The following is a 14,025-nucleotide window of genomic DNA, read 5'->3' as shown; positions in this document are numbered from 1 at the left end:
CTTATCTCGTGCGAGAGCCATCCAATCCGTATAGCGCTTATCGGCCGCTTCCGCTTTTGACAGGTGAGACGCGCAAGCGGAGCTGAGGTTCACCCGCCAGCCCCGCTCAGTTTCGCACCTGAAACGGAAATCAACACTTAATCACAGGCTCTTTTCGTAAACTTTGTTGCTATTCAATACTATTTTGGTCATCCACCGTATAAACCCTGTAAGCAGGAAAGAAAAGAGCTGATCTTCCTTTTTCGAGGGAAAATCCTCTGAAATACAGGGGGGAATCCGGCTCTTGGGATTTTTCCGAAAGCGATAATTAATGCGAAAAAAGCCTGATCATAAAATATAAAATTGGAAAGGCAGAACCGTTCTTGAAATGAACGATTCTGCCTTTTAAATTTTTGGTGCACTTTTTCAAGGACCTCTCATTAGCCACTGACCGTTTTGGTGGATATCTGCCCATTCATAGAACACTGCTGCCCTCATAATGGAGTGTATGTATCCCCGTTTGAGATGAAACGGAGATCCCTATGAACATTTTTTCTATTGTTTTCCAAACCGCCTTCCATTTTCAAATGATTAATAATATAGTTGAGGGTGTAACTTATATATTTAAAAACCGTCTAATCGTATGAACGGGGAGGGGAAGAAATGGACTCCGTTTTTGAAGAGCTGTACTCTAAATACCACCAGGATGTATTCCAGTTTTTGATATATACAGTAAGGAGCCGCCAGCTTGCAGAAGATCTGGTACAGGAAGTATATATCCGGGTCCTTAAATCCCATAAGAACTTTGAGGGGAAAAGTACGGAAAAGACCTGGCTTTTTTCAATAGCCAAAAACGTAGCTATCGACCACTTCAGAAAACAAAAGGGATGGAGAGGCAGGATTCTAGAGAAGTTCGACTGGAACCAGCCAATAAAAGATGAAAATGATATTCCTGAAGAAGTGGCTATGCAGAAAGAAGAAGTAAGAGACTTGTATCAATGCATTGAAAAATGCTCAACAGACCAAAGAATGGTCATAACTATGAGGTATATCCAGGATTTATCAATTTCCGAAACAGCAGAAGTACTGGACTGGACAGAAAGCAAAGTGAAAACAACTCAGCACCGGGCCATCAAATCATTGAAAAGAATGATGGGGGAGCAAGGACGAGAGGAGGGTACCTTCGATGAAGAAAAACGAATGGGACGAAACAGAAATTGAACATTTATTGAGAGACATGCCCTCGTTGAAAGACAACAGAAGCCGGGATGAAATCTATCAAGCTGTCACCAGGTCCAAGGCAGTCAGGAAACCAAAATCCTGGGGCTACCCTGCTCTTGCCGGAACAGCTGCGGTGTTGATCCTTGCCCTGATTGCTCCTTCTTTATTTAACTCGCTCAATCATCCTGAATATGAAAATTCTGCTTCTGATATGGCAGTAGAGGAATCTGCTGATACAGGCTCTGTTCGACAGGAAATCGAGGCGTTACCGGAGAGGGAGGAAAATTTGGATGCAGGGAGCAGCAGCCTGAAGGAACCGGAAAATAAAGGTGATACAATAATGATGAATAGGACAGCTTCTGAAAAGACAAACGTGTATGAAGAAGATTTGCTTCAATACGATGTATTTACCTTTGGACTGGCAGCACCTGATGCCTTCGCAGTACCTGTGAGTGTGCTGGTGGACAAATCGGCTGAGGGTAAGTGGCCGGAGAAATTTGAAGAGGCAGCCGAAGATATCCCGGAGGAAGAATGGGGGTTTAATGAATATCATCCACTCTCTGGTTCACTTAGTGTGGATAATGAATTAAATGAATTGGTTTATACTTTAACAGATGAAGAGCTGGAGAGACTCAGCGGCGGAAGTGAGGACCTTTTTTATGACTCCCTCATCATGACCCTGCAAACGTCAACTTTTGAGAAGATAAGGTTAAAGAAACCGGATGGTTCTGCTCCATCCTTTTCCCATCTTGGTGAGGTATCGGAAATCAATAAAAGCGGCCCTGGGAATAAGGGATATTATAAATATACCCTAGAGAGCGGCGATGCTTATCTTATGCCCGGTGAAGAAAGCTATTCATCAATAAAAGATGCCCTGACAGCCATGAAGTCTCCTCCCGGCAGTTTTTATGAACCGGTAATTTCAAATGATATACAATTTGAGATAAAAACAGAGAACAACCTCATAACCATATCTTTTGATGAAGAACTCACCTTGGACGACACACCTGAAGGTATGCTGTTGATTGAAGGAATCTTAATGACGGCAAAGGATTTTAAATTTGAAGAGGTTTTGTTTAACAATATTGAAAACACATCTTGGAAAGGCTTCGATTTTTCCCAGCCGGTAAAGGTGCCAATAGGTCCGAATAAGAAAATATTGAACTGGTAACCAGGGCCATTTGCCCTGGTTTCAGCTTGTAGACAAAGTCCAAGATTTGGACCATGTCTACAAGCTTTTTTTGTATAATTAAGTTAACTACTTCTTAACTAAAACTTGGGTGGTTGGAATGAATAGTTGATTTCCGCTACAGGCGCACGACTCCGCGGGGCGTGCGGTGAGCCTCCTCAGCTTCGCCTGCGGGGTCTCACCTGTCCCGCTAGTCCCGCAGGAGATCGTACGCCTTCCGCTCCAATCAACCTTTTGTGAATTAAATCTGGTTTTGACACCAAACATAAAAAAACTGTGGGGGATGCACTATGTTATCAAGACATGTAGAAGATGGAAGAAATCAAATTGAGATGGTTGCCCTGGACCAGTTGGTCCCGCAAAACCACTTAGTTAGGAAGGTTGAACAAGCCATTGATTTTGATTTCATCTATGACTTGGTCAAAGATAAATACTGTCTCGACAACGGAAGACCGAGTATCGACCCTGTTGTTCTCATTAAAATGGTATTCATTCAATACCTGTTCGGCATTCGCTCCATGCGTCAAACCATTAAAGAAATTGAGACCAACGTTGCTTATCGCTGGTTTATTGGGTATGCCTTTACGGAAAAGATACCCCACTTTTCCACCTTCGGCAAAAACTACGTTCGTCGTTTCCACGATACTGACTTGTTTGAACAGATTTTCTACCGTATCTTGAAAGAGGCTATGGCAAAAGGGTTGGTAGATCCATCCGTTGCTTTCATTGATTCAACGCATGTAAAAGCGAATGCCAATAAGAAAAAATTCGAGAAAAAAATGGTTCGAGTTGAAACGAGGAGTTACCAGGCTTAATTGGATGAAGAGATTAATATCGATCGTGAGGACCACGGAAAAAAGCCCTTCCCCCCACAGAATAAAGAAGAGACGAAAGGTAAGTACCACAGACCCTGAAAGTGGATACTATGTCAAAGATGAACGTGAGAAACTATTTGCTTATTCATTCCATACAGCGAGTGATTCGCGTGGGTTTATTCTAGGCTCCCTTGTCACGGGTGGAAATGTCCATGATAGTCGGATGCTGGATCAACTTGTGGACCTAGTCAGTAATAAAGTTGGAAAACCTTCTTCTGTAGCTGTTGACGCTGGATATAAGACGCCCCATATTGCTAAGTTCTTAATAGACCAAGAAATCAGACCGGTCATGCCCTATACTCGTCCCCGAACGAAAGAGGGTTACCTAAAGAAATACGATTACGTTTATGATGAACATTTCGACTGCTATATCTGTCTGGAAGGACAAATACTTCCTTACCGCACCACCACAAGAGATGGATACAAAAAGTATGCTTCTAATCCTTTAAAATGTAAGGACTGCCCATTATTACAAAAATGTACTCAGAGCCATAATCATACAAAGATGATCCATAGACACATTTGGCAGGATTACATAGACGAGGTTGAACATCTGAGGCACACTGATTTTAATAAAACACTTTATGCGCAGCACAAAGAAACAATCGAAAGAGTTTTTGCTGATGCGAAAGAGAAGCATGGCATGCGTTGGACGACCTTGAGAGGTCTGAAAAAAGTTTCAATGCAGGCGATGCTTACGTTTGCTGCCATGAATCTTAAGAAGTTAGCAAACTGGACATGGCGAGGGCCATGTCCAGTGTAATGTTTATGGGCTTTTTCCTCAAAAATTAACAAACCCTACTTCAACCAAAAGGTCAAACCGTTCAGTTGAGAGGGAGAAACCAATAAATTGCAAGGTGAATTGCGGCACAATTTGCATAGCATTTTGTATCGCCTTTTTTATTGACATACCAATGGTTTGGTGTTTTTTCGCTTGATTTTACATGCTGATTTGCAGGCCAATTTGCACTATCGCATAAATCTATGTGGTAGTACAAATTGGTCTACATTTTATGGTGCAAATTAGTCCGCGGATTCGTTATTGCCAGATACAATAGATGGGAAGATGAAGGGGAATAACCAGTGGGAGAAAAATAAGGGGAGTTTTTCCCGTTAGATGTAGAGTAGCCGTGGTTTTTGCGGAAAATAAGGGGAGTTTTTCCCTTTATTCAAAGCAAATCTGCCTATCTTCACGTTTTTTGAGTCAAATAAGAGGAATTTCTCCCTCTATTTAAGCTGTTTTCAGTACTATTTGCTAATTAAGGGGAATTTTTCCCTCTATAAACCTCAATTAGCAAAGAACCTGGTTTTATTGCTGAAGAATGCAAAGTTTAACGGGAAACCCGCTGTTCAACCGATCTGGGGCTTAATTGAATAACGCATAATAAAAGTGAGGAGCTGCAAGGTCGTTGGCAGCTCCTCTTTTTGTGCAATTTTCATTCATAATACACTTCAAAACAGCCTGCAAAAGTCTTTGTATTTTAACCTGCAAAACCACCAGCAAATAGGTATTTTCTCTCTCTCATCCGAACGGGTTGACCAAAAGGTTGAAGTAGGGTTTGTCTACGGTCTGTAACCAGGGCCATTTGCCCTGGTTTTTTTGTGTTTGTACATAAATTAAGAGAATATGTAAATGCTATCTAGGGGAATTTGCAAGACAAAAAATGCTAATTTATCTATTGAATCAGAGTATTTTTTGGAAGGAAAAACAAGCTTTTGTTCTATCATGGTACACGTTTTCATAGTTTTAAAGCGTACCCGAAAATGAAGGAGGATATGGATGGTTGATTATATAAGAAGAATTTTGATCGTTTGTTTACTTGCTCTATGTGTAAGTTTGCTGTTTATAAGCGGGACTATCGCTCAAGCGGAAGGAAATGATACTTCTTCTTGGGTTTTCCCTGTTGATGGATACATTACCGACCATTTTGGGACAAGGGGGGGGAATCATAAAGGAATGGATATTGGCGGCGGAGACGGCACGCCGGTGTATTCAGCAGAGGATGGAGTGGTGTCGAAATCTTATTACTCCTCCAGTTATGGCCATGTGATATTTGTAAAGCATCCAAATGGATTTGAAACGGTATATGCACATTTACAAGAAAGGGAAGCTGCCGAGGGAGAAGCTGTTATAAAAGGGGAAAGAATCGGGAGCATGGGCAGCACGGGTAGGTCGACAGGGACTCATCTGCATTTTGAGATCCATAAGGGAGAATGGACGATCACAAAAGACAATGCGATAGACCCGTACGTTGTCTATGGGGAAGGGGAAACAGGACAAACGGTTTTTGCAAATGAACATGATCCTTACCAGGTTCGTGAAGTTGCACTTAAGATAAACCATTTAGAAAAAGAAAACCCAGCTGCGTCTTCCGCAGATCAGATGGGATCTATAAGTAAAGTACATACCGTGAAACCTGGGGAAACCCTTTGGCGAATAGCCAAAACCTATGGAGTCAGCGTAGAGGGTGTACTCGTTGAGAACAGCCTCCCTGATTCTACGATCATCTCTGGCCAGGAATTGGTTATACCAGACACCTCTGGAAAGGTCCACAGGGTCCAACAGGGGGAAACGCTATTTGGGATAGCGAAGCAATACGATGTTTCTGTTGAGGAGTTGATTGGCTGGAATGATATGAAGAAGAGTGAACCGATCATTCCATTCCAGGAATTAGTAGTTCAGCGGGAGTAGGTATGTATTAATTTATCTCGAATTCGAGCTAAACCCTTCACACATCCTAAGTTATTCTGTATAATGATGATGTATCAAAAATTTAAGATTCGTCTTCGGGGCAGGGTGAAATTCCCGACCGGCGGTGATGAGTGAGAGTATTCATTCTAAGCCCGCGAGCCTGTTTTATGGGCAGGATTTGGTGTGATTCCAAAGCCGACAGTACAGTCTGGATGGGAGGAGATGAAGGTTGAGCCGCGTTCAAAAGGAACAGCTTTGGACGTTTATTTGGGCATGCCTTTGGACTTCTCAAGAGATTCTCTTGAGTTTTTTTAGGTTGCTCAGGCAAAACCTTTCTTCTAACGTGAGATGAGTCACTAGAAGGAGAGAGGAAGCATGAAGAAGTTGAATACCAGAGGGTTTATCTTGATTGGGATGTTGAGCGCAGTATCTTATGTCCTAATGCTGCTGAACTTTCCGATACCGCCGTTTCCAAGCTTTTTAATGGTTGACTTTAGTGATGTACCTGCATTGATAGCAGCCATCATTTTAGGGCCGGTAGCAGGGATTTTGGTGGAATTATTGAAAAATGTCCTGGACTATGTAATGACTGGAAGTGATACCGGGGTGCCGATCGGACACTTTGCGAATTTCATGGCGGGAATTTCCTTCATCTTACCGGTTTATTATATTTATAACCGCATCCAATCAAAGAAAGGAATGTTGACCGGACTGGTTACAGGAACAGTTGCCATGGCAGTGTTAATGAGTGTGTTAAATTACTTTATCATTTTGCCCGCTTATAAATATTTCTTGAATTTAGAACTGCCGACAACCATTATCGTTACCGGAATTCTTCCATTCAATATCTTGAAAGGCATCCTGATTGCAGCAGTGTTTGCATTATTGTTCACAAGGATGCATGTATGGCTTAATAAACAATTCGCATTTAAGCGTGCTTAGCATAAGAAGCGGCTGATGAAGTCATCAGCCGCTTTTATTATATGGCAGGAAGGAATATGAAAAACGGCTGGAATGTCTAATTCCAGCCGTTTTTTTAAAGAGATCTATTCGAATTTCAAGGCATCTCCGTCAAATGGCTCATCAGCAACCTTGATGGAGTCTGTTGGACAGCCTTCGAAAGCATCTATCATATCATCTTCGAGAACATCAGGTACTTCAACAGTACCTGCGTTATCGTCAAGAACCACAAAAGCAATACCTTCATCATCGTAATCATAAATGTCTGGAGCGGCTGCACCGCAAGCTCCACATGCAATGCATGTATCTTTATCAACAATCGTATACTTTGGCAATGAAAAAACCTCCTGAAAATGGTCGATATTGTTAAGTATCATACACTTGCTCCGGTAAGTGTACTAATATTCATATTATTATTCTAATGGTGATTCATAAAACTTTCAATAGTTAAGGTTCCCATTGACGATAATTTATATCTAATATCCTGTAAAGTTAAGCAGGAATAAGTCGCAAAGTGTCGGTTTCGTGATACAATAATTTAAATAAGAACAGATGCCAAAAAGGAGTAAATTTATGACTTATCTTGAAGCCGTCGTTCTTTATTGCCTTAAAAAAATCAATGGTGAAAGAACTGTATTTTCAATTTACCATTTGCTTAAAGGAAAGAAGTCTTCACAAACTATACAGGATGCCCATCTATATTCGCTGACATCCTTATTCTATTCCTATCCAATCATAGAACGAAATCAGTTTGAAAACCTGGCTTATGGACTATATGAAAAGAAATGGATTACCGAGTCAGAAACTGAACGATATATCCTTACTGAGGAGGGGATACGCCAGTTGGATGAATTCTTTGAATTGCACCCATTTCCTTCTTCATTAAGCGGCTGGCTTTATGGGAATTCTGTCGAAATCCTATGGAAAAGGATCTCTCTTTTAGTTCAAGTCTTATCCCACTACATAAGGGCGGAGCAAAGATACTATCCAGTTCAGCGGGAACGGGAAATCCAAAAGTGGATCAAAAGGTTTTTGTCTGCACCGCCTGTTCCTTTAACGAATCTCAATTTGCTCTTGTTTAAAGAAATGAGTTCCCTTGCGAAACATGACCGCTTCCCGGATAATCCTGAATTGCTGATCTGCCGTCTGACGGGGGGAGAATATATAGGCCTTACCAGAGGTCAGGCCGCAGAAAGGTTTAAATTCAGTGAGGATGAATATTGGTTCAGGTTTTTGAATGTACTGCATTATTCCATGAATGAAATAATTGAAAATAAATCTGGCTATCCTGTAATGTATTCACTGATGTCTGATCTGGTTCCTGAGATTTCCCTGACCCAGTCAAGTGAAGAAACCTATAAGCTGTTAAAGCAGGGGCTTGGCATCGAACGAATTGCCCGCATCAGGAGGCTGAAGGAAAGTACGATTGAAGATCATGTCGTCGAAATCGCCCTGAATGACAATGCGTTTTCTATCGATGAGTTTATACCAGCAGCAGAAATCAAGAATGTTATCCTAAAAGCAAAAGAAGTGAACAAGCGAAAGCTGAAACCCATAAAGGATGCTCTTCCCCAGCTTTCTTATTTTCAAATCAGGCTTACATTAGCCAGATATGGTGATCGATTATGAATTTGCTTAAAGAACTGCATAAGTGGTTTGGGTATAATGATTTCAGGCAAGGACAGGAGGAAGTGATTCAATCCATCCTTGAAGGACAAGATACCATTGCCATGCTTCCTACAGGGACGGGCAAATCACTGTGTTACCAGCTTCCGGCATATATTACTGGTGGTACTGTCGTGGTGGTATCCCCTCTGCTTTCATTGATGCAGGACCAGGTAGAGCACATGAAAGTAATGGGGGAGAAAAGTGCGGTTGCCCTCAATTCCTTTCTGGTCTTTCAGGAAAAGAATTATATTCTGCAAAACCTTAATAAATACCGCTTTGTTTTCATCTCTCCAGAAATGCTCATGGGACAGAAGATCATTGAGAAATTGCAATCACTGTCCGTCTCCTTGTTTGTGGTGGATGAAGCTCATTGCATCTCGCAATGGGGCCATGATTTCCGCCCGGACTATCAAAGGCTGGGAGAAATCAAGGCTTCTCTCGGGTCTCCTGTTACACTTGCATTGACCGCTACTGCCAATTATGAAGTGCGGGAAGACATTAAAAGGACACTGCAAATGAGAAAATGCAGGGAAATTGTCCATTCAGCAGACAGGCCGAATATCAGTCTGGCAATAAAAAGCGCTGCTACCTTTCAAGAGAAGATGGAGGCGCTTCTGGAGGCAGTATCTACTTATCAAAAACCGGGTATTATTTACTTCTCCAGTAAAAAACTGGCTGAAGATACAGCGGGCTGGCTTAAGGAGAACGGTCTTCATAAGACAGCTTATTATCATGGGGGAATGGAACAGGAACAAAGGATACTCATCCAACAGCAATTTCTCCATGGCCGCCTGGATATCATTTGTGCAACCAGTGCATTTGGTATGGGGATCAATAAAGCTGATATCAGATTTGTCATTCATTTTCATCTTCCTTCGAGTGCCGAAAGCTATTTACAGGAGATAGGGAGAGCAGGGAGAGATGGCCAGAGGAGTTTGGCGCTGCTTCTCTATTCACAAGGAGATGAAGGCTTGTCGTATCAGATAATGGATCATGAAATGCCTTCTGATTTTCAGATTGAGGAGTATTATATGGACGCTGGAAAGTCATCAGAGCAGGACATGATGGACAGATATGGTTTAAATGAAGTCCATATCAGGTTTTTAAACTTTTATAAGCAGGTATATATAAATAAGACCAAGAATTTACCGCCGAGTGATAAAGGTTTGGCTCCATTCGTCAAAGAGGTCAGAGACCTTCGTTTGGAGAGCAAGCGTAAGAAGATTGGCTTGATGGCAGAGTGGGCAATGGGTAAAGGATGCAGAAGAAGCGGAATCCTTCATATGTTCGGTGATACGTACCATGAGCATAATGATATGTGCTGTGATGTCTGCGGTCTGGATTACAGTCTATTTAATGAGGCCACTCTTACTGGTGTGAAAGAAGAAATACTGTCATGGGAAGAGCAGCTGTCCAGAATGCTGCTGAATAAGTGATGCTATGAGACAAAAGCAAAAAGAGATCATTAAGCAAATATCGGACCGGGAATTGACGTTTCACCTGTATGCTACTCAAATGGTCCTATTAACTGTTTCGATTATTTTAGGTATATTTTTATATGACGATATTTCGTCTTTTTTAAAACAGTTTGCCTGGAACCGTCAAATCTTGACATATGGTGTTAGCAGCGGAATCATCATTGTGGGAGCAGATCTGCTTTTCATGAAGGTATTGCCAATGAAGTATCATGATGACGGCGGAATCAATGAAAGGATTTTTCGGAATAGGGGCGTTCTTCATATAGCGATACTTGCGGCTGTCATCGCTGTTTGTGAAGAACTATTATTCCGTGGTGTTATCCAACACCATTTTGGATTAATGGCAGGAACGATAATTTTTGCCATCATTCATATAAGGTACTGGGGAAATTGGTTTTTGGTCCTGAATATCCTCATCCTCAGTCTTTGGATAGGGCTTGTGTATGAGTGGACAGTCAATCTCGGAGTAACAATGGTGATGCATTTTATCATCGATTTTTTGCTCGGCCTTGCCATCAAGTATCAAGCAGTTAATCAAGAAAAAAGAAGGGATGTTTTATGAAAAGAGATCCTTATCGAGCTCAAGCCGAAAAGCTTCGACAAAAAATTGAAAGAGTAGAGCCAATGCCTGAGCAGGAAGTGGAACGAAGCAGGACACTTCCAAAACGAAGTGACCTTCATCAAGAGAAAAAGAAGAAAATCAAATATCCCCTGATTAAAGGGATGGCCGCATTTTTTGTACTTTTACCTATTATAATATTTGGCATTTATTCATTTTTAGATCTTAGCCCGAATGAAAATAGAAGTATCGTGACTGAGAAGGGGCAGCGTGAAGAAGTAACCTATGAAACCCGTGATATCAAAGAAGATGTCAAGAGTGGGACCAGCTCGGATGGAGAGAAGGAGACTTCCAATCAAGAAACGGATCCTGCAACCGATCCTCCGGTTGGAGAAGAAAAGAAACAAGCTGTTCAGGAGGAAGCACCAGACGAAGAAGTGGATAAAGAGAGCCTTGTGCAATTGACAGAACAGGATGAAACTGTTCAGAAGACAGAGTACCAAGAAAATGTACAAGTCATTGAACATGTTGTAAAGCCTCAAGAAACGCTATTCAGGATAGCTATGAATTATTATAAATCTCAAGCAGGATTGGAAAAAATAAAAGAATGGAACAATTTAAAAAGTAATGATCTTCAAGCAGGACAAGTAATCGAAATCCCCTTGCCAGTGGATTAATACGTATATTTTAAGTCTTATGAAGTGAAAGCTTCATAAGGCTTTTTTTGATGTAACCTTCCTGACGGATAGGCTTATGACTCCGAGGGGCGAGGCTCTGGAGCTGGATGACCAAAAGTGCAAGGTTGGAGGAGATTTGAATTTGGCTTTAGCGCCTCCCTCTGTGAGTCGTGTGCATGGAACGGAACGCATTTTTCACTTTTTTATGATGTTTAATTTTCACACTCACTATTCTAATTTGAGGGACAGGTTCATATAATAATAGTAGAAATTTAGCGACTCTGAGGTGAATGGAAAATGCATTCTCATATAACGGAACTCGATGATTGGACAGACCTTGCCACCAAGCAAATGCTTCAAAATGTAATTGAAAAGAAGCGGAAGTGGGACAAGGTCAAACAGCTTCATCTCATGCTTCTTTGGAGCTCTGTATTTCTTGCTTTCTGTTTTATCTACTACTTCTACAATAGAATCATTGGTCCGTACTCCTATTCATTTGAAGCTGTATTTTCTGCTTTTTTTTCTAAAGAAAGCCATCTATTCGCACTTCTGCTTATCTTTGGACTGTTTGGTGCGGTAAAAGTGCTCTACCACAAAAAGGAAAAGGCAGAGAAGGAATACCACGCTCTTAGGAGTGAAATCATTGACCGCAGCAAGGATCTGTGGAAAGAAGATTCCTGGAAGAAACGGCACCAGGTCTATGAATTGCTGAAGAAGCATTGGGATATCAATCTTTATCATGTAAGTAAGTAGAGTGCTTAGAAACATAAGGAATTACAAAGAGAAAACCTGCAAATAAGTTGCAGGTCCAACCCTAGAAGATTTTTTTTCGATCTCTTTCTTCTTTAAGCATTTCCGCTGCTTCCCTGAATCTTTGGGAATGCACAATCTCCCTTTCTCTTAAAAACCTAAGTCCGTCATTTAAATCCGGATCATCACTCATGTTGATGATCCATTGATAGGTAGCCCGGGCTTTTTCTTCTGCAGCAATATCTTCATAAATATCAGCTATCGGATCTCCCTTTGCCTGGATATAGCTGGCTGTCCATGGAACTCCTGCGGCATTTTGATAAAACAAAGCGCTGTCATGGTTCACATAATGAGGCTCAATTCCCGCTTCTTTAATCATTTCCGGAGTAGCATCTTTGGTTAGTTTGTAGATCATGGTCGCAATCATTTCCAAGTGGGCAAATTCCTCGGTTCCTATGTCTGTGAGCAGGCCTATAACTTTATCGGGGATAGTGTAACGCTGATTCAAATAACGAAGGGCTGCTGCAAGTTCCCCGTCCGCGCCGCCATATTGTTCAATTAAGTACTTTGCCAGTCTGGGGTTGCATGTGCTCACCCTTACTGGATATTGAAGCTTTTTTTCATAAACCCACATCTGCTTACACCTTCCTTTCTTGTGAAATAGATTAAACCTGCCAGGGCCATGGTGCTTCTGGCCATTCATATGGATAATGTGAATAACTGTAGCCGAAATTGGTGAGCATGCCAAACCTTTCTTCAAATGCTTTTTTGATTTGTTTTCTCTGTTTTACAAATTGATTGTACTGCTGTATGGCCTTTGAATCTTCCGGATGTGTATCCAGGTAAAGAGTCAGCTCTAGAATCACAAAGTCCGCCGTCTGGAGATCTTCCAGTAATTGATAGTATTCAGGAGGCATCTGTTTCATAGTCATCACTCCTTATTTTTTTCATAGGGGCTGTAATAAGGGTCGTAGAACACCTTCCATAAAGTTCCTGCCCTCAATGCCTCTTTTGGAGTGAATTGAGGAAGATCAGGAGGCTGATAGCCAAGATAGAGATTCGGCGGAGTGGAATAGGTTTTCACTGTAATGGGCGGACATGGATCGAAAGGGGATACATAGGGTTTATAGCTCTTATACAAACTATGCATTTCTCGGGTCCCTCCAGATTTTAATTTGTCATTCAATTGTATGAATTCTGAATGGATTCATTCCAAAAGATTTGTTTTAGCACTTGAAAAAGCAGGTATTAATACAATAAACGTGGAATTATAATATTATAGTAAAATTTCAATGGGGTGATTAGAATGTTTGTGAAGAGTGCGATGATACCGAAACACAAATGTTATGTGGTACAGGAAAATGATTCAGTAGGAAAGGCGTTGGATGTGCTGGAGCACCACCAAATTGACGGGGTGCCGGTTCTTTCAGGGGATAAATATGCAGGTGTGGTGACAAGGTATAATATCTATCAGAACTTCTTTCAATCAGACAAATTAAAAGCGGATTTTATTAAGGAAACGCTGGTGAAAGATATTGCTGCCCATAAAGATAAGTACCTTGTAGGAGACGAAATATTTGAGAAGACACTTGTCGAGCTTCAGGACTTCCCGATTCTTTCTGTCGTGGATGAAGATCGTAATTTTCTTGGTCTTGTAACAAGGTATGATGTTCTGGAGCAGTTCCAAAGTGCATTTGGAATGCAGCGTGATGGGATAAGGATTGCCTTTACATCCGTAGAAACGGAAGGCCGCATAGCCCGATTGGGTGATATCATACAACAGCACCATGAGTCGGTGATATCTTTGGTTACATTTGATGCTACAGACAGGATGCTGCGCCGAATTGTATTGAAGATTGAAAAGAAAGATAATGTAGATAAATTCCTGAAGAAGCTTGAGAAATCGGGCTTCCGGATCTTAGATATTAACGAAGACTAAGATCATGAAACAAAATCCTTCTCATATGATTTATGGGA

General features: G+C 41.4%; 14 protein-coding genes, 1 pseudogene and 1 riboswitch. Of the genes and pseudogenes, 11 read left to right on the top strand and 4 right to left on the bottom strand.

Going from position 1 to position 14,025, the window contains the following annotated elements; genetic code table 11:
* The first annotated feature begins 642 nt into the window (after positions 1-642).
* The 5 genes and pseudogenes from sigX to AC4E8A_RS15615 all read left to right on the top strand — a co-directional run bounded on the left by sigX (position 643) and on the right by AC4E8A_RS15615 (position 6,898).
* Entirely contained in the window at positions 643-1,200 is a 558-nt protein-coding gene (sigX, locus tag AC4E8A_RS15635) for an RNA polymerase sigma factor SigX (RefSeq protein ID WP_490194202.1), read from the top strand.
* Entirely contained in the window at positions 1,166-2,371 is a 1,206-nt protein-coding gene (locus tag AC4E8A_RS15630; protein ID WP_490194200.1) for a hypothetical protein, read from the top strand. The genes sigX and AC4E8A_RS15630 overlap by 35 nt, the downstream gene beginning before the upstream one ends.
* 308 nt (positions 2,372-2,679) lie before the next feature.
* Positions 2,680-4,027: pseudogene (locus AC4E8A_RS15625) on the top strand (IS1182 family transposase).
* Positions 4,028-5,044: 1,017 nt separating this feature from the next.
* On the top strand, positions 5,045-5,956 hold the full coding sequence (locus tag AC4E8A_RS15620) for a peptidoglycan DD-metalloendopeptidase family protein (RefSeq protein ID WP_490194198.1): 912 nt from the start codon (positions 5,045-5,047) through the stop codon (positions 5,954-5,956).
* Between the two features lie 87 nt (positions 5,957-6,043).
* Positions 6,044-6,184: riboswitch (FMN riboswitch) on the top strand.
* A gap of 147 nt (positions 6,185-6,331) precedes the next feature.
* Entirely contained in the window at positions 6,332-6,898 is a 567-nt protein-coding gene (locus AC4E8A_RS15615) for an ECF transporter S component (RefSeq protein ID WP_490194196.1), read from the top strand.
* A gap of 104 nt (positions 6,899-7,002) precedes the next feature.
* Here AC4E8A_RS15615 and AC4E8A_RS15610 read toward each other — a convergent pair whose 3' ends face one another.
* Positions 7,003-7,251, bottom strand: coding sequence for a ferredoxin (locus tag AC4E8A_RS15610; RefSeq protein WP_421379319.1), 249 nt, complete (start codon positions 7,249-7,251; stop codon positions 7,003-7,005).
* A gap of 238 nt (positions 7,252-7,489) precedes the next feature.
* Here AC4E8A_RS15610 and AC4E8A_RS15605 point away from each other — a divergent pair, with 238 nt between their 5' ends.
* The 5 genes from AC4E8A_RS15605 to AC4E8A_RS15585 all read left to right on the top strand — a co-directional run bounded on the left by AC4E8A_RS15605 (position 7,490) and on the right by AC4E8A_RS15585 (position 12,051).
* Entirely contained in the window at positions 7,490-8,545 is a 1,056-nt protein-coding gene (locus tag AC4E8A_RS15605) for a YpbB family protein (RefSeq protein WP_490194194.1), read from the top strand.
* On the top strand, positions 8,542-10,020 hold the full coding sequence (locus AC4E8A_RS15600; RefSeq protein WP_490194192.1) for a RecQ family ATP-dependent DNA helicase: 1,479 nt from the start codon (positions 8,542-8,544) through the stop codon (positions 10,018-10,020). The genes AC4E8A_RS15605 and AC4E8A_RS15600 overlap by 4 nt, the downstream gene beginning before the upstream one ends.
* A 4-nt stretch (positions 10,021-10,024) precedes the next feature.
* The gene (locus tag AC4E8A_RS15595) at positions 10,025-10,624 is read left to right on the top strand and encodes a CPBP family intramembrane glutamic endopeptidase (protein ID WP_490194190.1); all 600 of its coding nucleotides are present in this window, start codon (positions 10,025-10,027) and stop codon (positions 10,622-10,624) included.
* Complete coding sequence (locus tag AC4E8A_RS15590; RefSeq protein WP_490194188.1) at positions 10,621-11,298, top strand: LysM peptidoglycan-binding domain-containing protein; 678 nt, start codon at positions 10,621-10,623, stop codon at positions 11,296-11,298. Before AC4E8A_RS15595 ends, AC4E8A_RS15590 begins: the two co-directional genes overlap by 4 nt.
* Before the next feature lie 297 nt (positions 11,299-11,595).
* The gene (locus tag AC4E8A_RS15585) at positions 11,596-12,051 is read left to right on the top strand and encodes a YpbF family protein (RefSeq protein ID WP_490194186.1); all 456 of its coding nucleotides are present in this window, start codon (positions 11,596-11,598) and stop codon (positions 12,049-12,051) included.
* 61 nt (positions 12,052-12,112) lie between these two features.
* Here the strand turns inward: AC4E8A_RS15585 and AC4E8A_RS15580 are convergent, their stop codons facing one another.
* The 3 genes from AC4E8A_RS15580 to AC4E8A_RS15570 are packed head-to-tail and all read right to left on the bottom strand — an operon-like array spanning position 12,113 to position 13,198.
* A complete protein-coding gene (locus AC4E8A_RS15580; protein WP_490194184.1) occupies positions 12,113-12,682 on the bottom strand; it encodes a manganese catalase family protein in 570 nt (189 codons plus the stop codon).
* 31 nt (positions 12,683-12,713) lie between these two features.
* A complete protein-coding gene (locus AC4E8A_RS15575; protein WP_490194182.1) occupies positions 12,714-12,974 on the bottom strand; it encodes a spore coat protein CotJB in 261 nt (86 codons plus the stop codon).
* A 5-nt stretch (positions 12,975-12,979) separates the two neighbouring features.
* Positions 12,980-13,198 carry a spore coat associated protein CotJA gene (locus AC4E8A_RS15570; RefSeq protein ID WP_490194181.1) on the bottom strand — a complete coding sequence of 73 codons (219 nt, stop codon included), beginning with the start codon at positions 13,196-13,198 and terminating at the stop codon, positions 12,980-12,982.
* 156 nt (positions 13,199-13,354) lie between these two features.
* Between AC4E8A_RS15570 and AC4E8A_RS15565 the strand changes: the two genes are divergently transcribed.
* The gene (locus AC4E8A_RS15565; protein ID WP_490194179.1) at positions 13,355-13,987 is read left to right on the top strand and encodes a CBS domain-containing protein; all 633 of its coding nucleotides are present in this window, start codon (positions 13,355-13,357) and stop codon (positions 13,985-13,987) included.
* Positions 13,988-14,025: the final 38 nt, after the last annotated feature.

The organism is Bacillus sp. SRL337, from assembly GCF_984799155.1.
Note: the sequence above shows the minus strand (reverse complement) of the source record. Positions and strands in the feature narration are given on the sequence as shown.

What these genes read in the sequence shown, in the direction of transcription:
- sigX (WP_490194202.1), top strand. Translation starts at nt 643, where the DNA reads ATGGACTCCGTTTTTGAAGAGCTGTACTCTAAATACCACCAGGATGTA.
- AC4E8A_RS15630 (WP_490194200.1), top strand. Translation starts at nt 1,166, where the DNA reads ATGAAGAAAAACGAATGGGACGAAACAGAAATTGAACATTTATTGAGA.
- AC4E8A_RS15620 (WP_490194198.1), top strand. Translation starts at nt 5,045, where the DNA reads ATGGTTGATTATATAAGAAGAATTTTGATCGTTTGTTTACTTGCTCTA.
- AC4E8A_RS15615 (WP_490194196.1), top strand. Translation starts at nt 6,332, where the DNA reads ATGAAGAAGTTGAATACCAGAGGGTTTATCTTGATTGGGATGTTGAGC.
- AC4E8A_RS15605 (WP_490194194.1), top strand. Translation starts at nt 7,490, where the DNA reads ATGACTTATCTTGAAGCCGTCGTTCTTTATTGCCTTAAAAAAATCAAT.
- AC4E8A_RS15600 (WP_490194192.1), top strand. Translation starts at nt 8,542, where the DNA reads ATGAATTTGCTTAAAGAACTGCATAAGTGGTTTGGGTATAATGATTTC.
- AC4E8A_RS15595 (WP_490194190.1), top strand. Translation starts at nt 10,025, where the DNA reads ATGAGACAAAAGCAAAAAGAGATCATTAAGCAAATATCGGACCGGGAA.
- AC4E8A_RS15590 (WP_490194188.1), top strand. Translation starts at nt 10,621, where the DNA reads ATGAAAAGAGATCCTTATCGAGCTCAAGCCGAAAAGCTTCGACAAAAA.
- AC4E8A_RS15585 (WP_490194186.1), top strand. Translation starts at nt 11,596, where the DNA reads ATGCATTCTCATATAACGGAACTCGATGATTGGACAGACCTTGCCACC.
- AC4E8A_RS15580 (WP_490194184.1), bottom strand. Translation starts at nt 12,682, where the DNA reads ATGTGGGTTTATGAAAAAAAGCTTCAATATCCAGTAAGGGTGAGCACA.
- AC4E8A_RS15575 (WP_490194182.1), bottom strand. Translation starts at nt 12,974, where the DNA reads ATGAAACAGATGCCTCCTGAATACTATCAATTACTGGAAGATCTCCAG.
- AC4E8A_RS15570 (WP_490194181.1), bottom strand. Translation starts at nt 13,198, where the DNA reads ATGCATAGTTTGTATAAGAGCTATAAACCCTATGTATCCCCTTTCGAT.
- AC4E8A_RS15565 (WP_490194179.1), top strand. Translation starts at nt 13,355, where the DNA reads ATGTTTGTGAAGAGTGCGATGATACCGAAACACAAATGTTATGTGGTA.